This window comes from Sinorhizobium americanum (genome assembly GCF_001651855.1).
Classification (GTDB): domain Bacteria; phylum Pseudomonadota; class Alphaproteobacteria; order Rhizobiales; family Rhizobiaceae; genus Sinorhizobium; species Sinorhizobium americanum.
In genome coordinates this window covers 68,082-87,580 of sequence record NZ_LNQC01000075.1, presented here as the reverse complement: position 1 = coordinate 87,580, position 19,499 = coordinate 68,082, and the positions used below count along the sequence as shown (strand labels likewise).

At 63.8% G+C, this 19,499-nt stretch carries 18 protein-coding genes and 3 pseudogenes; 3 read left to right on the top strand and 18 right to left on the bottom strand.

Going from position 1 to position 19,499, the window contains the following annotated elements:
• Window positions 1–32: 32 nt before the first annotated feature.
• The 5 genes from gndA to ccoG all read right to left on the bottom strand — a co-directional run bounded on the left by gndA (window position 33) and on the right by ccoG (window position 6,139).
• A complete protein-coding gene (gndA, locus tag ATC00_RS23515) occupies window positions 33–1,463 on the bottom strand; it encodes an NADP-dependent phosphogluconate dehydrogenase (RefSeq protein ID WP_064254613.1) in 1,431 nt (476 codons plus the stop codon).
• 177 nt (window positions 1,464–1,640) lie between these two features.
• Window positions 1,641–1,799, bottom strand: coding sequence for a cbb3-type cytochrome oxidase assembly protein CcoS (ccoS, locus tag ATC00_RS23510; RefSeq protein ID WP_037386277.1), 159 nt, complete (start codon window positions 1,797–1,799; stop codon window positions 1,641–1,643).
• A complete protein-coding gene (locus ATC00_RS23505) occupies window positions 1,796–4,066 on the bottom strand; it encodes a cation-translocating P-type ATPase (protein ID WP_064254612.1) in 2,271 nt (756 codons plus the stop codon). Before ATC00_RS23505 ends, ccoS begins: the two co-directional genes overlap by 4 nt.
• A complete protein-coding gene (locus tag ATC00_RS23500; RefSeq protein ID WP_037386280.1) occupies window positions 4,063–4,557 on the bottom strand; it encodes a FixH family protein in 495 nt (164 codons plus the stop codon). Before ATC00_RS23500 ends, ATC00_RS23505 begins: the two co-directional genes overlap by 4 nt.
• Window positions 4,558–4,564: 7 nt before the next feature.
• Complete coding sequence (ccoG, locus tag ATC00_RS23495; RefSeq protein WP_064254611.1) at window positions 4,565–6,139, bottom strand: cytochrome c oxidase accessory protein CcoG; 1,575 nt, start codon at window positions 6,137–6,139, stop codon at window positions 4,565–4,567.
• 203 nt (window positions 6,140–6,342) lie between these two features.
• Here ccoG and ATC00_RS23490 point away from each other — a divergent pair.
• The 3 genes and pseudogenes from ATC00_RS23490 (at window position 6,343) to ATC00_RS23480 (ending at window position 8,027) form a co-directional block, all read left to right on the top strand.
• Window positions 6,343–7,149 (top strand): annotated as a pseudogene (locus ATC00_RS23490) (helix-turn-helix domain-containing protein).
• Between the two features lie 108 nt (window positions 7,150–7,257).
• Window positions 7,258–7,683: a polyketide cyclase gene (locus tag ATC00_RS23485; protein ID WP_037386283.1), complete on the top strand. Its 426-nt coding sequence runs from the start codon at window positions 7,258–7,260 to the stop codon at window positions 7,681–7,683.
• Entirely contained in the window at window positions 7,680–8,027 is a 348-nt protein-coding gene (locus ATC00_RS23480; protein ID WP_064254609.1) for a VOC family protein, read from the top strand. Before ATC00_RS23485 ends, ATC00_RS23480 begins: the two co-directional genes overlap by 4 nt.
• A 330-nt stretch (window positions 8,028–8,357) precedes the next feature.
• Here ATC00_RS23480 and ccoP read toward each other — a convergent pair whose 3' ends face one another.
• The 13 genes and pseudogenes from ccoP to ATC00_RS23420 form a co-directional block, all read right to left on the bottom strand.
• Window positions 8,358–9,221, bottom strand: coding sequence for a cytochrome-c oxidase, cbb3-type subunit III (gene ccoP / locus ATC00_RS23475; protein WP_064254608.1), 864 nt, complete (start codon window positions 9,219–9,221; stop codon window positions 8,358–8,360).
• A gap of 83 nt (window positions 9,222–9,304) precedes the next feature.
• A pseudogene (locus tag ATC00_RS33765) lies at window positions 9,305–9,454 on the bottom strand (cbb3-type cytochrome c oxidase subunit 3); the annotation flags it as partial.
• A 14-nt stretch (window positions 9,455–9,468) separates the two neighbouring features.
• On the bottom strand, window positions 9,469–10,200 hold the full coding sequence (gene ccoO, locus ATC00_RS23465) for a cytochrome-c oxidase, cbb3-type subunit II (protein WP_064254607.1): 732 nt from the start codon (window positions 10,198–10,200) through the stop codon (window positions 9,469–9,471).
• 13 nt (window positions 10,201–10,213) lie between these two features.
• Window positions 10,214–10,937, bottom strand: a pseudogene (locus tag ATC00_RS33760) (cbb3-type cytochrome c oxidase subunit I); the annotation flags it as partial.
• A gap of 1 nt (window position 10,938) precedes the next feature.
• On the bottom strand, window positions 10,939–11,757 hold an 819-nt coding region (locus ATC00_RS33755; RefSeq protein WP_234782409.1), incomplete at its 3' end, for a cbb3-type cytochrome c oxidase subunit I.
• 337 nt (window positions 11,758–12,094) lie between these two features.
• Window positions 12,095–12,805 (bottom strand): PAS domain-containing protein, encoded by a 711-nt coding sequence (locus ATC00_RS23455; protein ID WP_064254672.1) that lies wholly within the window; start codon window positions 12,803–12,805, stop codon window positions 12,095–12,097.
• A 376-nt stretch (window positions 12,806–13,181) separates the two neighbouring features.
• Window positions 13,182–14,105: a lipid A biosynthesis lauroyl acyltransferase gene (locus ATC00_RS23450; protein ID WP_064254606.1), complete on the bottom strand. Its 924-nt coding sequence runs from the start codon at window positions 14,103–14,105 to the stop codon at window positions 13,182–13,184.
• 11 nt (window positions 14,106–14,116) lie between these two features.
• A complete protein-coding gene (locus ATC00_RS23445; RefSeq protein ID WP_064254605.1) occupies window positions 14,117–15,145 on the bottom strand; it encodes a zinc-binding dehydrogenase in 1,029 nt (342 codons plus the stop codon).
• Window positions 15,146–15,187: 42 nt separating this feature from the next.
• Entirely contained in the window at window positions 15,188–16,471 is a 1,284-nt protein-coding gene (locus ATC00_RS23440) for a beta-ketoacyl-ACP synthase (protein ID WP_064254604.1), read from the bottom strand.
• The gene (locus ATC00_RS23435; RefSeq protein ID WP_064254603.1) at window positions 16,468–17,682 is read right to left on the bottom strand and encodes a beta-ketoacyl-ACP synthase; all 1,215 of its coding nucleotides are present in this window, start codon (window positions 17,680–17,682) and stop codon (window positions 16,468–16,470) included. Before ATC00_RS23435 ends, ATC00_RS23440 begins: the two co-directional genes overlap by 4 nt.
• Before the next feature lies 1 nt (window position 17,683).
• Window positions 17,684–18,160 (bottom strand): 3-hydroxyacyl-ACP dehydratase FabZ family protein, encoded by a 477-nt coding sequence (locus ATC00_RS23430; RefSeq protein WP_064254602.1) that lies wholly within the window; start codon window positions 18,158–18,160, stop codon window positions 17,684–17,686.
• A gap of 116 nt (window positions 18,161–18,276) precedes the next feature.
• Entirely contained in the window at window positions 18,277–18,555 is a 279-nt protein-coding gene (locus ATC00_RS23425; protein WP_012708338.1) for an acyl carrier protein, read from the bottom strand.
• A 176-nt stretch (window positions 18,556–18,731) separates the two neighbouring features.
• A complete protein-coding gene (locus tag ATC00_RS23420) occupies window positions 18,732–19,487 on the bottom strand; it encodes a glycerophosphodiester phosphodiesterase (protein WP_412458421.1) in 756 nt (251 codons plus the stop codon).
• Between the last annotated feature and the right edge of the window lie 12 nt (window positions 19,488–19,499).

Here is a 19,499-nt window from a genome sequence, read left to right as displayed (position 1 = left end):
CTTTGGTAGAAGCGATCTAAACTGATTCTAAACTAAGCGGTCAATCCGCTGCCCCAGGGCCTGTGGTGGCTGTCGGCGCCGTCGATGCGGTCGAAGCCATGGGCGCCGAAGAAGTCGCGCTGCGCCTGGATGACGTTCGCCGTGCCGCGGCCGCGGCGGTAGCTGTCGAAATAGCCGAGCGCCGAGGCGAGCGCCGGCACCGGCAGGCCGCCGAGCACCGCCGCGGAGACGACGCGGCGGAGCGCCCCGTCGGTTTCCTTGACCATCGCCGCGAAGGCGGGCGTGACGATCAGGTTGGCCGCATCGGGGGCCTTGGTGAAGGCGGTGGTGATTTCGTCGAGAAATTGCGAGCGGATGATGCAGCCGGCCCGCCAGATCCGGGCGATCGTCGGCATCGGCAGGTTCCAGTTGAACTCCTTCGAGGCAGCCGACATCACCGCGAAGCCCTGCGCATAGGCGCCGATCTTGGCGGCGAGCAGCGCGCTTTCGAGGTCCTTGATGAAGGCTTGCTTGTCGGTCATCTTGAACTCGCCGACCGGCGGCAGCCCGAGGACCTTCTCGGCCGCCTCACGCTCCTCCTTCGCGGAGGAAATGCTGCGGGCGGCGACGGCCGCTTCGATGGCGGTCGCCGGCACGCCCATGTTCTGCGCCTCGATCACCGACCATTTGCCGGTGCCCTTCTGGCCGGCCCTGTCGAGGATCAGGTCGACCATCGGCTTGCCGGTCAAAGGATCGGCGGCCTTCAGAACCTTTTCGGTGATTTCGATCAGGTAGGAATTGAGCCGGCCCTTGTTCCAGGCACCGAACACCTCGCCGATCTCCTGCGCCGTCATCTTCAGCCCGTCGCGCAGGATGCCGTAGATCTCGGCGATCATCTGCATGTCGGCATATTCGATGCCGTTATGGATCGTCTTGACGAAGTGGCCGGCACCGTTTTCGCCGAGCCAGGCGACGCAGGGATCATTATCGTATTTCGCAGCGATCGAGGTCAGCACCTTCTCGACTCGGGCATAGGATTCCTCCGTGCCGCCGACCATGATCGACGGTCCGTGGCGCGCACCCTCCTCGCCGCCGGAAACGCCCATGCCGATGAAGGTGAGGCCGCTGTCCTTCAGGGCTTCGAAGCGGCGCATCGTGTCGCGGAAATTGGCATTGCCCGCGTCGATCATGATGTCGCCCTTGGCGAGATGGGGCTTCAGCGCCTGCATCTGCTGGTCGACAGGGTCGCCGGCCTTGATCATGATGATGATCGGCCGCGGCGGACGGATCGCGGCGACGAATTCCTCGATCGTTTCGCAGGGAACGATCTGTTCCTTGAGCGCGCCGGCTTCTGCGTAGAATTTCCGCGTCGCGTCAACCGTACGGTTGAAAACGGCGATCTTGTTGCCTTTTTCCGCGATATTGAGCGCCAGGTTCGATCCCATGACGCCGAGACCGATGAGGCCGATTTCCGCCTGTGACACGTGCTTCCTCCATTGGGCAGGAGAGCCATGCACGGGCCGCGAAGTCGCGTCGGTGCCGGCTCCTTCAAATTGAACTGCGCACGTCCCGGTGGCCCGCGAAGGGGGTGCCGGCAACATGCGGCGGAGGAGGCTGTTTTGGCACTCAAATCGATTTACGACAAGCCATTCCTGAGAAAATCACTGCTTCTCCGGCTTGCCGTCGCCGTCGTCGAGCACGCGCCATGACGCGCCGTCGAGATCCTCGTATTGTCCGCTCCTCAGCGCCCAGAGAAAGGCAGCGAGGCTGAGACCGCCAAGCAGCAAAGCAATCGGGATGAGGTAGACGAGCGTGTTCATCGGACGCTCCCTGCCGGCTGCAAGAGCACTGGCGTGGCCGGCGTCCCAGCCGTCGGGGTCGGAGCAAGGCTTCGCAATCTCAAGGCATTCGCGACGACGATCACCGACGAGGTGGACATCGCGATCGCCGCCACCAGCGGCGTCGCATAGCCGAGGATCGCGATCGGAACGGCGATGAGGTTGTAGCCGACGGCCAGAGCGAAATTCTGCCGGATCAGCCGGCCGGCCCGTCGCGAGACCTCGATTGTGAAGGGCACTGCCGTCAATGGCTGGTGCATGAAGACGAAATCGGCCGCCTGTCGCCCGACGTCGGCGGCGGTCGCCGGCGCCATCGAGACATGGGCGGCGCGAAGTGCCGGCGCATCGTTGATGCCGTCGCCGACCATCAGCACCCGACCGGCCGCAGCGGCGGAGGCCTCGACCTTGCCGCGCGGTGAGAGCTCGGCCCGCCAGCTTGCAATGCCGAGCCTGCGGCCGATCTCCGCCACGACCGGCTCACGGTCGCCGGAAAGGATGCCGGTCGCAAGCCCGAGCTTGTCGAGCGCTACGATGCTCTCGCGTGCGGCGGGACGCAGGCGGTCTTCGAAGCGGAAGCAGGCAAGCTCCCGGCCGTCGCGCGAAAGGATCGCTTCGGGCACTCCACTCGCGGCACCGCTCTCCCCACAGGCAAAGCGGCGGCTGCCAAGCCGATAGACGCCTTCGACCGCCCTGGCTTCGATGCCTGCGCCGGGAATTTCCCGGACTTCTCCTTCGAGATGCCCATCGCGGGCCGCATGCTGCAGGGCCGTCGAGATCGGATGGCGCGAATGCGCAGCGAGGGCCGAAGCGGTCGCCAACAGACCGGGTGCAATCTCGTCCGCATTGACGAGCCGCGGCTCTCCGAGCGTAAGTGTCCCTGTCTTGTCGAAAAGCACCGTGTCGATCTCGGCGAGGCGTTCCATGGCCGAGCCGTCCTTGACCATGACACCGCCCTGGAAGAGGCGCCCGGCGGCAACGACCTGCACGACCGGCACCGCCAATCCGAGCGCGCAGGGGCAGGTAATGATCAGGACGGCAACCGCGACCAGCATGGCATGGCGGACGTCGCCCTCCACCAGCATCCAGCCGATGAAGGTCAGGAGCGCAAGCAGATGGACGGCCGGCGAATAGTAGCGTGCCGCCCGGTCGGCGATGCGACGATAGCGGGCCCTTCCCCCTTCGGCCGCCTCCATCAGCCCCATGATCTCGGCCAGAAACGAATCGCGCGCCGCTGCGGTCGTCTCCAACGTAAGGGGACCTGTCAGGTTGAGCGTCCCGGCCTGGACGAGATCGCCAGCAGCGACCGCGATGGGCACGCTCTCGCCGTTGACGACGGAGCGGTCGAGATCGCTACTGCCGGAAAGCACCCGCCCGTCGACCGGGATCCGCTCCCCGGCAGCGATCATCAGGCGTTCGCCCGGCTTGATCTCGTCGACGGCGCGATACTCGCGCGCGCCATCGGCGTGGACGACTGTCGCGCCGCGCGGCGACAGCCGAGCCAGGCCGCTGATCGCCGACCTTGCGCGCCCGCGCATCATGTGATCGAGGGTGCGGCCGATCAAAAGGAAGAACAGCAGCGTGACGGATGCATCGAACCAGGCATGCTCGCCGTGGCGGATCGTTTCGTAGAGCGACATGCCATAGGACAGCGTCACGGCGAGTGCGATCGGCACATCCATGTTGGTCCGCCCATGACGAATCGCGTTCCACGCCGACTGGTAGAAGAAGCGGCCGGCATAGACCAGCGTCGGCGCCGCGATCAGCGCCGAGATCCAGTGGAAGAGATCGCGTGTGGCCGCATCGGCGCCCGACCAGACGGAAACGGAGAGCAGCATGATGTTCATTGCCGCGAAACCGGAAACGGCAACCGCGCGGATCAATTGCTTGAGCAGCCCGTCGCCCTCCTCCTCGCCGGACGAGAAGAGATGCGCCTGGTAGCCGCAGGCGGCGATCGCCTGCATGAACTCGGCGGGATCGCTCCGGCGACCGCCGGCCTCCTCCTTCCAGACGATCGATACACGGCGCGACGAGAGATTGACGCGGGCGCGCTCGACCTCGGCTCTGGCGCGCAGCGCGCTTTCGATCATGGTGATGCAGGCGCCGCAGTGGACGCCCGGTACGCTGAGATCCGTCTGGCGCAGCCCGCCTCCGAGGCTTCGGCTCGCAAGCCAGAGCTCTTCGGAGGCGGGTAGCGCCTGCCCCCCTTCGGCAACGACAATGGTCTCGACGCCGGCGGCACAGCAGCTCATTTGCCTTCTCCCGGAGCAATGAAGCGGACGGCCTGGCGGTAGACGACAGCGCCTCCCGAAATTGCCGTGAGGTCTGCGATCCACTGACCTGGCTTCAGCCTTTTCGTCGCAAGGAATGCACCCTGCCCCTGCCGATCGAATTCCACCTGCAGATCCTCATGCTGCTCGACCGGGCGCTTGAAGACGGCGACGACCCTGTCGATCTGCTGCGCGGGCTCGCCTTTGCGGGTAAGGACGTAGCGGATAGCGCCCGGCTCCGCCCTCAGCCGGCCCGCGAGGCCGTTTGCCTGGAAGCTACGGGCCTCGGCCATTTTGCCGTTGAACTGCTGGCTTGCGATATAGGTGTTCTCGACGACGAGGCCGCTCCAGCTTCGACTGGCGTTCCACGCCATGACGAAGTTGACGGAGATGATGGTCCCGAAGAACAGGGCCATCACCGCCGCCATATGCCAGCCGGTGAAACCCCGCTGCTTACCTGCCTGCTTGATCATAGGGGCCTCATCTTTCCGGTAGCGGCCGGTTGAAATTCGCCTGATACAGGTCCTGCTCATGGCTCGACGGGTCGTCGGCCACCAAGGTGAAGCCGGCATCCGCCTCTGCGAGGTTTTCCCTCGGCAAGGTCACGAAGACCTTGAGCGGCGTGACTTTGTCCGGATCGACGCTGATGGCGAAGCGGCGGCCATCGCCTGGCGCCTGGCCGGCAATGCGCATGCGCGCCGATGGCATGCCGTCGACCACGAGCGTGATGGTGCGCGGCTCGGGGATCATGTTGAGCAGCTTGACCATGTAGCCGTTGCGCACCGAACCATCGGACTCGACGACATATTGCGGGTTTCGGTCATGCAGCACGTTGAGCTCAAGCCGGTCGCGCGACGCGAGCGCGACGCCCAGGCCGAGTCCCATCAGCGCCCAGGCGGCGAAATAGACGAGAACGCGGGTGCGGAAGATGATGCGCCAGTCAAAATGCCTGACCTTGTCCACGAAGGCGCCGTCCGTGCCGCGCACGCGCCTCGGATCGATCGCCGCCGTCCCGTTATTGGTCGCAAGCGCCATATTGGCGGCATAGTCGCTGAGCGTCGCGTAGGAGATCAGCCCGCGCTCGCGCCCGAGCTTGTCCATCACGCCGTCGCACGCATCGATGCAGAGCGCGCAGGTGATGCATTCGAGCTGCTGGCCGTCGCGGATGTCGATGCCCATCGGACAGACCGCGACGCAGGCATTGCAGTCGACGCAATCGCCGACGATCTCGCCCGCTGCCGCCGCCTTCTTGGCGTGGCGCGAGCGCGGTTCGCCACGCCAGTCGTTATAGGTGACGACGAGCGAATTCTCGTCCAGCATCGTCGCCTGGATGCGCGGCCACGGGCACATATAAGTACAGACCTGCTCGCGCATCAGCCCGCCGAAGACGTAGGTCGTCGCGGTGAGGATCCCCACGGTGAAATAGGCGACCGGCGGCGCCTCGAAGGTAACGAAACTCTTCAGCAGGACCGGCGCGTCGGCGAAGTAGAAGATCCAGGCGCCCCCTGTCGCCACGCCGATCACGAGCCAGATCGCGTGCTTGGCAAGGCGCTTGCCGAGCTTGTCGAACGTCCACGGCCCGGCATCGAGACGCATTCGGGCATTTCGGTCGCCTTCGATGAAGCGCTCGACCACCAGGAAGAGATCCACCCATACCGTCTGCGGACAGGCATAGCCGCACCAGGCGCGGCCCACGGCAGAAGTCACGAGGAAGAGGCCGAAGCCCGCCATGACGAGGAGGCCTGCGACGAAGAAGAATTCCTGCGGCCAGATCTCGATGAAAAAGAAATAGAAGCGTCGTGCCGTAAGATCGACAAGGACCGCCTGGTCCGGTGCGTGGTCGCCGCGCTCCCAGCGGATCCACGGCGTCAGGTAGTAGATGCCGAGCGTTACCAGCATGACAAGCCATTTGAAGCGCCGAAAGCGCCCCTCGGCCCGCTTCGGAAAAATCTTCCTCCGCTTCTCATAGAGCGGCTTGCGAGCACGCGCGGCATTGACCGGCTCGGCTTCCAGCCTTTCGATCGAGTGAGCTTTTGCAAGAGCTTGGGGACGCATCCACGGAATCCGGACTGGTTCGTTCTTGCTCTTTCATTGCCGATTTCGCCGGCCCCTATCCTTGATCTGCGTCAAGTTCTGGAGTCGAATGCGCGCGGTGCGTCGAAAAGCCCCCGGCAACAATCAGCTCCTTTCGGCCCACTTCCGGCTGTAAGATGGCTGCCGTGTCGCCGTGGAAGCGCCGACATCGAGGAGAGCCGGGCATGCCGAACATCACACCGCCCAGACTTGCGCAAAGCACGGGCATTTACCGGGAGCGGCCCGCCGCCGGCGCGCTTGCTGCCTATTTCAAATGCCTGTGGCTGCATCGACTCCCCGACGGCGAAGCGCCGAGCATGGCCGTCGTGCCGGACGGCTGCGCCGACATCATCTGGACGTCCGGCGGCCCGGCAATCGTTGGACCCGACCGTGTCGCCGCATTCCCCAAGCTCGCCGCAGGGGAAGCCATCTTCGGTGCCCGGTTCAGAATTGGTGCAGCGGCCGCCTGGCTGCGCACGCCGCTGAGCGCGTTGACCGGCCGGGCGGTCCCACTCGACCTCCTGTGGGGGCGAACCGCCGGCGAAATGGACGAGCGGATGGCGCTGGCATCGGACACCTCCGAGCGGCTCGCGATTTTGGCAAACGCATTGAGAGAACACCTCTCGACCGCGCACCCCCCGCCACCGAACATCGCTTCGTTGGTGAAGCCTCTCCACGCGGCCCGCCCAGCCGCGGCCGATCCCATCCGAAAACTGGCGCGAACCGCCGGCCTCAGCGAGCGAAGTCTCCGCCGTCTCTGCCTCGAGCATTTCGGCTATGGTGCCAAGGCCCTCGATCGCGTCCTTCGCCTGCAGCGCTTCCTGGCTGCCGGCCGCGGCCGGCCGCAGGATAAATTGGCGGCTCTGGCGGTCGATGCAGGCTATGCCGACTAGGCACACCTTACCCGGGAAACGAGGGAGCTCACCTCGCTGACGCCTGGCGAAATCCTGCGGCAGCTCGCTCCAGGCCCATCCTTGGAATCGAAGGGGTGATTTCAGCAGGACGATTGGCCGTTTCGTTCAAGACCATTGCACAACGAGGTGCTATCCGAGCTCAAATTGCACAACGAGGTGCTATCCGAGCTCAAAACGGAGACGAGCATGACCACGATGGCCGCCAGAATTATCCACGTTTCGATCGAGCGGGACTGGCGCGATGTCTACGCCTTCATGGCCGATCACCAAAAGATGCCGCTTTGGGCCTCCGGGCTCTCGACGGGGCTTGCGCCTGACGGCGACGAATGGATCGCGCCGGGCCCGCTCGGCAATGCCCGTGTTCGTTTCGCTCCCGCCAATGAGTTCGGCGTCGTGGACCATTTGGTGACGCTCGAGAACGGCGCGAAGGTCCACAACGCGCTCCGGGTCGTGCCGAATGGCGACGGCGCGGAAGTGATGTTCACCCTGCTGAGACAGTTCGACATGGGCGACGAGCAATTTGCGGCGGATGCCGCCTGCGTCCATAAGGATCTCGACACCTTGAAGACCATTCTGGAAGAATCAAAAGACGGCAAAAGGACAACGCTATGACCGGTAGCGACCAACGGATCGACTATATCGAATTCAACGTGGCGGACATCGCGGCGAGCAAGGCCTTCTACGGCAGCGCATTCGGCTGGACCTTTACCGACTACGGTCCGGAATATTGCGAGTTCGCCGACGGCCGGCTGACCGGCGGCTTCACGACGCTCGGTCCGGTCCGCAGCGGAGGGCCGCTCGTCATCATCTATGCCGATGACCTGGAAGGCGCGCTCGCCCGCGTCGAGGGCGCCGGCGGCAGGATCGTCAAGCCGATCTTCACCTTCCCCGGCGGCAGGCGCTTTCACTTTGCCGATCCGGACGGTTACGAGCTGGCGGTCTGGTCCAAGCAATAGCGGCAGTTCGAAATGTTCGACGGGCGGAGTGGACGGCGAAGGGCTATTCGCCAAAGCGTATGAAAAGCGCGCTGACGAGGCCGAAGACGACGATGCACTGGAGGATGAACATGGGCCATTCCTGTGACATCCGCTTCTCCTCCCGCGTGACCACCGCCACAATGGATAAGCTGTGAGGAGCGGCGCCGCGGCACAGGCCCCTCACGGCAACCGCCAATTTCCATTGGCATCCCGCCGCCGGCAAAGTTTAGCATCTCCTGTTGAACTACGCACGAAAAGCCGCGCGTCCAGAAGGACGCGCGGCTCGCAGCGCTTTCTCGTGTTATTTTGCTACTCGCCGCCGCCGAGGGAGTGGACGAAGACCGCGAGTTGCTTGACTGTCGTATCGCCTATGCGCGGCAGCCAGGCCGGCATGACGCCATGCTTCGGCGCCTTCATCTGGTTGACGATCGCCTGCTCGCCCTCCCCGTTCAACCAGATTGCGTCCGCCAGATTGGGCGCCCCCATCTCGCGATTGCCCTTTGCATCCGCGCCGTGACATGCGGAGCAATTGTCAGCGAATAGCTGCTTCCCGTCCTTAGCGAGCTCCGCGCTGGCCGACGCGCCACTAAGACCGAGCACGTAGGCCGCGGTCGCGCGCATCTCTTCGGACGTCAGCAGCTCCGCGAAGGACGCCATTTCGGAGACGCGCGTCTCCGCGTCCCCGCCGTGACGGATACCATGCGCGATCGTCTGATAGATTTCCTCCGGCTTGCCGCCCCAAAGCCACTCGTCGTCGTTGAGGTTTGGAAAACCCTTGGCGCCTGCGGCGCCGGAGCCGTGGCACTGGGCACAGTTGACCTTGAAGGCCGAGGCACCGCCCGCAACGGCGAACTGCTGAAGTTGCGGGTCGGCGATGATCTCGTCGAGCGAACTCGATGCGATGCGCTCGAGGCTGCCTGCCTGGGCTGCCTTGGCATTCGCAAGCTCCGTGCTGACTTCGGCGCGGCTGGAGAAGCCGAGCATGCCCTTGGTCGCATCCGTCAGCATCGGGATCGAAGGATAGGCGATCGCGTAACCGACGCCCCAGAGAATTGTCGCGTAGAACGTGTAGACCCACCAGCGCGGCATCGGATTGTTGAGTTCGCGGATGCCGTCCCATTCGTGGCCGGTGGTTTCGACGCCGCTGATCTCGTCGATATGCTTGTCCGCCATGATCAGTCCTCCTTTCGAGCGGCATGAGGAAAAGTGTGCAACGGTTTTCCGCCCGCATGCCGCTCTGGCTCAGAGCCGATCACATCGTGATCGAAGGGTATGGAAGCGGCCTGGTTGGCGGCCTTCTTGGCGCCAGGCCGGAAGATGAATGCGACGACGCCGAGGAAGAAGAGCACCATGCCGAGCAGGGCCCAGCTGTCGGCGAAATGGCGCATGGTGGTATAGGTTTCCATGTCAGCTCCCCTTCTCAGCGATAGCCTGTGGTGTCGTCATAGGTGGAGAAATCGACGAGCGTGCCGAGCATCTGCAGATAGGCGACAAGTGCGTCCATCTCAGTCAGCTTTTGCGGATCGCCATCGAAGTCCCCCAGCTTCGCCTTGGGATAACGCGCCTCGATACCGGAGGTGTCGGCATTCGGATCGGCCTGCGCTTTGACGTCCGCCAGCGCCGCATCGATCATATCGTCCGAATAGGGGACACCGACCGCCCGGTTCGCCTCGAGGCTCATGGCAACGTTCTTCACCTCGAGCGGCGTCTCCTTGAGGAAGGCATAGCTCGGCATGACCGACTCCGGCACGACCGAGCGCGGTTCGATCATGTGCTGGACGTGCCACTCGTTCGAATAGCGCTCGCCGACGCGGGCGAGATCTGGACCGGTGCGCTTCGAACCCCACTGGAAGGGATGGTCGTACATCGACTCCGCTGCCAGCGAATAATGCCCGTAGCGCTCGACCTCATCGCGAAACGGCCGGATCATCTGGCTGTGGCAGACATAACAGCCCTCGCGGACATAGATGTCGCGGCCGGCAAGCTCCAGCGGCGAATAGGGCCGCATGCCTTCGACCTTCTCGATGGTGTTCTCGAGATAGAAGAGCGGCGCGATTTCGACGATGCCGCCGATCGAGACGACGAGCAGGGAACCGACGAGCAGCAGCGTGGCGTTGCGTTCGAGTAGCGAGTGTTTGTCGAGAATGGACATGGGCCCTGCCCTCCTATTCCGCAGCCACGGGCAGCGCCGCGGCATCGACGATCGAGGCCTCGTCGCGAACGCGGCCGAGGATCGTCATTGTTACGTTGAAGGCCATTAAGAGGGCGCCGGCGAGGAACAGGGCGCCGCCAGCGGCACGCATGACATAATAGGGAAGCATCGCTGCGACCGATTCCGCGAAGGAATAGACGAGGAAGCCCTGGTCGTCGTATTCGCGCCACATCAGACCCTGCTGGATGCCGGCAACCCACATCGTCGCGGCGTAGACGACGATGCCGAGGGTGGCGAGCCAGAAGTGCCAGTTGACCATGCGCAGGCTGTAGAGCCGCTGTCGGTTCCATAGCTTAGGCGCGAGGTAGTAAATAGCGCCGAAGGTGATGAGGCCGTTCCAGCCGAGCGCGCCCGAATGCACGTGGCCGATGGTCCAGTCGGTGTAGTGGCTGAGCGAATTGACCGCCTTGATCGACATCATCGGCCCCTCGAAGGTTGCCATGCCGTAGAAGGCAACCGCCATGACCATCATGCGGACGATGGGATCGGTGCGGACCTTGTCCCAGGCTCCCGAGAGCGTCATCAGGCCGTTGATCATGCCGCCCCAGGAGGGCATCCAGAGCATAACGGAAAACACCATGCCGAGCGTCTGCGCCCAATCGGGCAGCGCCGTGTAATGGAGGTGATGGGGACCGGCCCAGATATACATGAAGATCAGCGACCAGAAGTGGATGATTNCAGGAAGAAGCCGACGGCGTTGTGGCCGTACCACCATTGCGTCAGCGCATCCTGCACGCCGGCAAAGGCCGAGTAGCTCTTGGATCCGAGGAAGGAGACCGGTACCGCCAGGTTGTTGACGACGTGCAGCATGGCGATCGTGACGATGAAGGCGAGATAGAACCAGTTCGCCACGTAGATGTGCGGTTCCTTGCGCACCAGGATCGTGCCGAGGAAGACGATGAGGTAAGCGACCCAGACGATCGTCAGCCACAGGTCGACATACCATTCCGGTTCCGCATATTCGCGGCTCTGGGTAATGCCGAGCAGGTAGCCGGTGGCGGCGAGTACGATGAAGAGCTGGTAGCCCCAGAAGACGAACCAGCCGAGATTGCCGCCGAAAAGCCGGGCGCGGCTGGTGCGCTGCACGACATAGAAGGACGTCGCGATCAGGGCATTGCCGCCGAAGGCGAAGATCACCGCCGAGGTATGCAGCGGCCGCACGCGCCCGAAGTTGAACCACGGCTCGACATTGAGATCGGGAAAGGCGAGCTGCAGCGCCACGGCGACTCCGACGAGGAATCCGACGACGCCCCAGAAGACCGTGGCGATCACGCCGTACTTCACCACCTCGTCGAAATATTCCTGACGCTGCGGCGCTTGCCCTGCCACGGCGGGACGAAAATCGACCTGCCGCATCAGCACGATCGTGCCGCCGATGAGCACAAAAAACAGCACCCACATATGCGCCGCGAAAAAGCGGTCCTCAGCGAAACCGGCCGCCACCAGCGCCAGGAAGGCGCCGACACCGAGCAGGATCGTCTCGACTGTGTATTTCATTGTTGGGCCCCCAACTCTTCTACCTGCCGGCCGGCGCGCACCGTGGCGCGTCCGGCCAACGCGACTGGAGAATTGGCGGAATCACCCGTTGCCCGCCTTGATTCAGATCAAGGTCGGAAACTGCGCACTGCCGCACTGTCCCGTCATGGGGGGCCGCGGCATGAGGAGATGCTGGAGGGGAACTGAGCGGATTATGGCGAGGCTCAAGCGGATGAGGCCTTCGCACGACCAGCCTGAAAGCCAGACGAAGCGGCGCTGCTTTGCGGCAGTCTATAGCGGCGCGCGTCTAATTCTAGACGCGTCCCGGAACCCTGCCGGCCTGAACGAAAGACACCGCTTAGGCGGCCACGGCCCTGCGCCGGTCGGCGTGTTCCTGAATGACCAGGATGGCACCAATGAGCTTGCCGGCACAGGATCGGCAGGGTGTCATCCGGCAGCGGACGACGACGGTACGGCTGTCGACGGTTTTGGCGAAGGTGTAATCGATCACCTCCCCGGCGAAGCAGCGGTCCAGGTGGAGCCTGGCGCGCTCCTCGAAACGCCTGAGCCCGATGAACTCGACGACATGCCGACCGATCAGGTCCATCGGCCGTCGTTCGAGATGGCTTGCATGCGCGGCATTGGTGTAGAGGTACCGGTAATCCGGCGTGATGACCGCGACACGGTCGGGAAGACAGTCGAGGATCGCCTCGTTCAACAAGTCCTCGTCGGCGCGCCCCTTGCTCGGCAGTTTCGAAGCCCGATCAAGATTGAGGCCGGCGAAATCGGCGGTTCCCGTCGCCGCAAGATAACGGTCGATCAGCGCCTTGAGCAATCGCGAATGGCGCAGCACGCAGGTGGCGTCCTCCGCCTCGGCACGCAACAGGTCCAGGAGAAATTGAAACTGAAGGCGGGCATCTTCAATACTCCCGGCCTTCGCGTCATAGACGGCCCGCAGGATCGGGTCGAGTTCACGATCGATGATTCCGACCAGATGTTCGTCTGCGATCCTTACCGCATACTGCAATTGCGAATACTTGAACCAAAACAGTTCAATCAGTTCGTTCAATTCGAAAACCCCATTCCGCGGCAAAACCCGCGCCAATGTGTTCAATGGCGAGCCAGTACAGCTGAAATTTCTAAATCTTGACCGAACCCGGATGCGGCGCGTAATCGCGTCGCACCTTGGCGCCCCCAGCACAAGGAGAGTGTACACCCATCGCGTAGTCGTTCAACAGCAGAAGGGCGGAGCAATCGGCCGCAAACGTTTTCGACGCCGAATATTTGCGATGGTATTCACAGGTGGTGTCTGGAAACGCTCCGAGCAAGCGTGAAACGGGGGGCGGCGTGCATCCGAAGCGCCCTTCCATTGTGCGCTTCGCCGGGCGCGCAGCCTCCTGGCACCAAAACCGGGATCGCGCCCCTGGCAATTCGATGAGAGTGGTTCAGAGGCTGCGCTTGATACGCCAGCGATCGTGATACCAGAGCCATTGGCCCGGATATTCGCGAACCCAGCTCTCGACCTTGTCGTTCAGCATCTGCGCTGTCGCGGTGACGTCGACGCTGCCATCGGCCCTGCGCGGAATTTCGACGGCCGGCTCGAGTTCCAGACGAAACCGGCCGCCGGGGAGACGGATGCAACGAGCCGGATAGACCTCGCAATTGAACTGGCGCACCAGCTTTGCGAGCAGCGGATTGGTCTGGACGTCCTGTCCGAAGAACTTCGTCTTCAGTCCCTTGCGGAACTTCTGGTCGACCAGCACACCGACGCCGCCGCCGCGTTCGAGCTGGCGGGCAAGCGCGAAGGACGAGCCCGCATGGGACGGCACGAGGTTACCCATCCGCTCCTTGCGGAATTCGAAGACCTTGTCGGCCATGTAAGGATTGTTTGGCGGGCGGAAGAGAACCGTCACGTCCAGACCGAAGGCGGAGCCCGCCACCGGCAGCATCTCGAAATTGCCGCTATGCGCCGTGAAGACGATGAAGGGCCGCGGATTGTCGCGCAACTCCAGGAAGAGCGGAATGCCCGAGACCTCCACCCTGCCCGGCTGGGCGCTGTGCGGATCGAAGTCGAAGAGCCGGTCGAGGAAGACATATTCGGCCGCGAGCCGGCCCATATTGCCCCAGCTTTCGAGCGCGATCTCCTCTATCCAGGCGTCGCTCTTCTCAGGATACGCATTGCGCAGATTGGTAAGCGTCAGCTTATGGCGCCCGGTCTTCGGACCGATCCAGCGCGCCACCCGATCCATGAAATTGATCGCCGCATCCGCCGGAAACAGCTTCAAAACGTTGAGGAGCAGGAACACGAACTGCGCGATCAGCCATTGCCGGAAGCGATCGGCAGCGAGCACCAGCCGTGTGATCAGCATTCGCACCGGAATCAATCCATCCGCAGAATGATCTTGCCGAAGATCTGCCGCGACTCCATCCGCTCGAGCGCACGATCGATGTCGGCGAGGCCGACCTCCGTATCGATCACCGGATGAACGAGGCCGCGCGCCATTTTCTGCATGGCGTTCGCCATGTTCTCCATGCGGCAGCCGAAGGAGCCGAGCAGCTTCAACTGCTGCTGGAAGAGCATCATCAGGTTCATGTCGGTCGAGACGCCGGAGGTCGAGCCGCAGGTGACGAGCCGGCCGCCGCGCTTCATCGATAGCATCGAGCCCGCCCAGGTGTCCTTGCCGACATGTTCGAAGACGACGTCGACGCCCTTCTTCCTGGTGAGCTTGCGCACCACGCCCTCGAAGCGGTCGGTGCGGTAGTTGATGACGTGATCGGCGCCGAGCGCCTTTGCCTTCTCGATCTTGTCGTCGGAGCCGACCGTGGTGATGACCGTGCAGCCGATCTTCTTGGCAAGCTGGATCGCGGCCGAGCCAATGCCGGAGCCACCGGCATGGACGAGAATCGTTTCGCCCGGCTCGAGTTTGGCATTGTCGAACAGCATGTGCTCGACTGTACCGAAGGTGACCGGTGCGAGCGCCGCCCCGACCGCGTCGACACCCCGCGGCGCCGGGACCAGCAGCCGAGCCGGCAGATTGATCTTTTCCTGGGCGAAGCCGTCGAGGTGGAAGCCGTGCACGCCGCCGACATGTTCGCAGAGGTTGTCGCGCCCTTCCTTGCAGGGGCGGCAGAGGCCGCAGGTGCGCGCACCGTAGATCGAGACGAGCTGGCCCGGCAGCACATTTGCCACGCCCGGACCAATGTTCTCGACGATGCCGGACGCTTCCGCACCGATGACCAGCGGCATCTTGCGCTTGGCAAAGGCCATGCCGCGCCAGCCCCAGACGTCGATATGGTTGAGCGCGACGGCCTTGACCCGCAGCGTCACCTCGCCCGGACCGGGCGCCTCCGGTTCCGGCAGGTCGGTGATTTCAAGCTTGCGGTCATCGAGCAGTTGCAGGGCGCGCATGATCTTTCCTTTGCGGAAGGCAGGTATTCGATGGTCGAGCGGCTAGGCCGGCTCGGCGGTCATGACAAGGCTGGCGTTCTGACCGCCGAAACCGAAGGAATTCGACAGGACGGCGGTGACCTGCTGGCTGCGCTTCGCGTTCGGCACGACGTCGAGAACGATCGCCGGATCCGGGTTCTGGTAGTTGATGGTCGGCGGCAGAGTGCCGGTGAGCATCGTCTGGATCGAGAAAACCGCCTCGACCGCACCGGCGGCGGTCAGCGTGTGGCCGATCATCGACTTGTTGGACGAAACCGGGATCGACGGCAGCCGCTCGCCGAAGACGGCCGACATCGACAGATATTCCATCTTGTCGTTCTCCGGCGTCGAGGTGCCGTGCGCATTGATGTAGCCGATGCCGGTTTCATCAATGCCGGCGTCCGCAAGCGCCGCGCGGATCGTCGCGATTGCCGGCCCGCCATCGGGCGAGGAGCGCGTGCGGTGGAAGAGATCGGCCTTTTCGCCGCAGCCCTTGAGGATGCCGTAGACGCGGGCGCCGCGTGCGATCGCCGCTTCGAGCGATTCCAGCACAAGCGTGGCCGCACCTTCGGCAATCACGAAGCCGTCGCGATCCTTGGTGAAGGGTTTTGACGCCTTTTCCGGCGGATCGTTCTGGGTCGAGAGTGCCGAAAGCAGCGAGAAGCGGATCAGCGCCTCGGCACTGACCGAACCGTCGGTCGCGACCGTCAGTGCCCGGTCGGTGCGGCCCTGGCGGATTGCCTCGACGCCGAGTTGGATGGCCGTGGCGCCCGACGCGCAGGCGGTCGACAGCGTCACCGGCAAGCCGCGCGTCCCGAAACGATCGGCGAGCCGCTCGGAAATCGACCCGAACAGCACCGCCTCATGGAAGGCCGGGTCGGCCTTCTGGCGCATGGCGGCGAGGAAGCGGTTATAGGCGTCGCCCGGCCGCTCCGAGGCCGGCGCCCGGTCGGCGAGCTCGAAGCGCGCGCTCCACTCCGGTTCGATCGGCGGCGCGGCGAGGAAGAGCGGGCCGTTGAAATCGCCGGAGAGGCCCGCCTGGGCGAGAGCTTCCAGGGTCGTCTCGCGCGCCATCGCATAGGAGCGTTCGACGGCATTTTCAGCCGAAATTTCAATGAAGTCGACCGTGCCGCTGATGCGGGTCGAAAGGCCTTCGGTCGGGAAGCGGGTGATCTTGTGAATGCCGGAAACGCCGCCGCTGAGCGCCGCCCAGTTGTCCTCCAGCCCCTGGCCGAGCGAGGTGATGACACCCATGCCGGTGACGGCGACGATCGGGCGGCCGAGGTGGTCCGTGTAAGCCTTGCTCATGCCTGAGCTCCTTCTTCCGCGGAAAGCACGGCGACGCCTTCGCCGCGGGAATGGCCGATGGTGGTGACGATCGCCGCCTTGGCCGGCGCCGTCATCGGCGCTTCGGCAGGATCGAAGGGCGGCACCTTGGCCGCATGCCCGAGCGAAAGCGCGGCAAAAGCCATGCCGACCGGGAACTGCGCCTCGATGCCGTGGCCGACGAGACCGCCATAGGCGCGGACCGGCCGTCCGGCGAACTCCCTGTCGAGGAATACCTTCTCACGGCGCGCCAGGTCATGGAAGCCGCTGGTGCCGGAAAACACCACGGTCGACTGCGGCTCAAGTTCTGCGGCAGGTCGTGCAAGATCCCGGAGCCGAGCTTCGAGCCGGCCGTCCTTTCGGCTGCCTCGATCGCCTTCGATTGCATCGATCGTGGCATAGATGCGGGCGCCGCGGGCTTCGGCATACTCGCGCGATTCCAGAACGAGGAAAGCGCCGACGGAGCCCAGGATCATGCCGCCGCCTTTCTCGGGATTGCGCGACCAGATCGGGTGCCACTCGCCAAGCGCATGCCCCTGGATGGCTTCGATCAACAGGATGATGTCGAGGCGTTCGGCCGAGAAGGCCCCCCCGACCAGCGTATGCGTCGACTGCCCGGCCTTGATGCGGGCAAAGGCGGTTTCGATTGCCGAAATGCCCGCCGCTTCCTCACCCATGAAGGTGCGCGACGAGCCCGTCACCTTGTGGACGATCGAGATGTTGCCGGCCAGCAGGTTGGAGAGTTGGGCCAGAAAGAGCGTCGGGCGGAGCTCCGTCGTCAGCTTCTCGTTGAGGAGCTGTTCGCGATCGTTGCGCTTCAGGCCCTCGTCGACGATCAAGGAGTCGACATTGATGTCGCGTTCGCCGCCCCCAGCAGCGACGATCATGTCCATGCTGCCGCAGGCTTCGAGATTGTCCTTGAGCCCTGCGTCGTCCAGCGCCAGCCCGGCTGCGAAGACGCCGAGGCGCTGCCAGTTCTCCATCTGCCGCTGATCGCCGCGTTTGGCGATCTGTGCCGACCAGTCGATCTCCGGCAGGGGATGGACCGGATAGGGCGCGAAACGCTCCGTCTCGACCCGGGCCTTCGGTGGTTCGACGGCACTGAGCAGGGCAACATGCGGCTCGGCGCCGACGCCCTGGCTCGTCACAATGCCGACGCCGGTGATCACCGCGTCGTTTGCGGACTTGTTCATCTTAGTTCTCCGAAGCGGCCGCAGCGGCCATCAGTCCCACATCCTCTGCGCGCTTGCGAACGATCTCGCCAAGCGGCACCTGGTCGAACGGCATCGTCCTCAACTTCAGCTGGGCATCGCAGATCTTCTTGCCGCCCGATGCGATCCTGGCCTTGGTCACCGCGAAACCCGACCCCTCGTGCTCCAGGAATGCTTCGATCTCAAGCTCGGCGGCCGGCTCGACGAATGTGCGCATCTTGGCGCCGTCGACCGACATCAGGAAGGGCATCGCCACAAATTTGGTGACGGCAAGCACGAGAAAGCCGGAGGCCTGCGCCATGGTTTCGATCAGGAGCACGCCGGGAACCAGCGGATAGCCGGGAAAATGCCCCTCGAAGACCGGGCTCTTCTCCGGCACGACAGATCGCGCCGTCAGCCGCCCGGCAGTGAGATCGACGGTTTCGATCCGATCGATCATCTGGAAATATTCAAGGAGCATCAGGGCTCATCCCGTTCGTTTCGGGCTCAAGTAAAAATGCCGATGCCGCCTGTCAAGCGAAGGACGCAGCAGGCGGCATCGGTAAACGGATCGAACCCGTGTCGGCGGCGAGGCGATCAGGCCTTGGCGGCCCGCAGCTCGTCGATCTTGGCGCAGAGGTTTTTCAGCACGAAATACTCCTCGGTCGACACCTTGCCTTCGTTGACTTCTTGGGTCCACTGCTCGAGTGGAATCTTGATGCCGAATTCCTTGTCGATCGCAAAGACGATGTCGAGGAAGTCCAGGCTGTCGATGCCGAGATCATCGATCGTGTGGCTTTCCGGCTTGATCGTCTCGCGGTCGATCTCGCTCGTTTCCGCAATGATGTCGGCAACCTTGTCGAATGTAGCTGTCACGCGCTTACCTCTTGAAAATCGAGTCTTGGCGATCCCTATAGAAAAATGCACCGCAAAAGCCAATGCCTCGCGGAGTTTTGCGACCCAGATTTGAAAAACGGTGTTGCTAAACGGCGACCGAGTGCCGGTCGGCTGAGGCGTCGTGCCCGTTGACAGCTGATCCGCTCCCTACGGCCTTATCCGAAACGACCTGCCGCCAGGCGCGGATCGTCCAAGAGGATCGCGTCAGGCCCAATCGCGCGCAGGCGCTCAAGTCCTTCTCCGTCGACCAGGCCGACCGGAAACGGCGGGTATTCCGGCAACGGGATTGAGCGCGGCTGCCCCACCATCACCGCGAGGAGCAGACCGGCGTGGCGAACGATCGCCGCACGTTCGGGGCTCGCTGCGCCCTGCCATAGCCTGAACCAGTCTGCACCGGCATTCCGAGCCCGAGTGGCGGAGTCCGGCTCCTCCAAGAAAGCGAGAATGGCGATGTCCGCTTTGGCGGAGCGGACTGTAGCGATGAGGTCGAGGCTGCGCAGGCCAAGCATCGTTCGCTCGGTCGCACTCGCCTCGGTGACCTCGTCGACGACGCGCTGGACGTGCTGCGGGTCGGAAAGCTTGACATCCAGAAGCACCCCTAGCGAGCCCGAGGCGGTTAGCGCCTCTCGAAGCGTCATCGTGGCCGGCAGCAGGCGCTTAAGCGTTGCCAGATCGACATCCGAAACGGCGCGTCCATCACCGCAGAGCCGTCGAAGATCGTCATCGTGCATGCAAATGAGAGCGCCGTCCTTCGTCAGTCGAATGTCCATCTCGATGGCGTCTGCGCCAGCGCGGGCGGCGGCATGCAGCGCATCCGCGGTGTTTTCGCCAGCAAGCGCCGCACCGCCACGATGCGCGACGATGAGAGGATCGCGGCCGGAGCGACCAAACCAGAAATCAGAGGGCATCATCGTCGCCTGCTC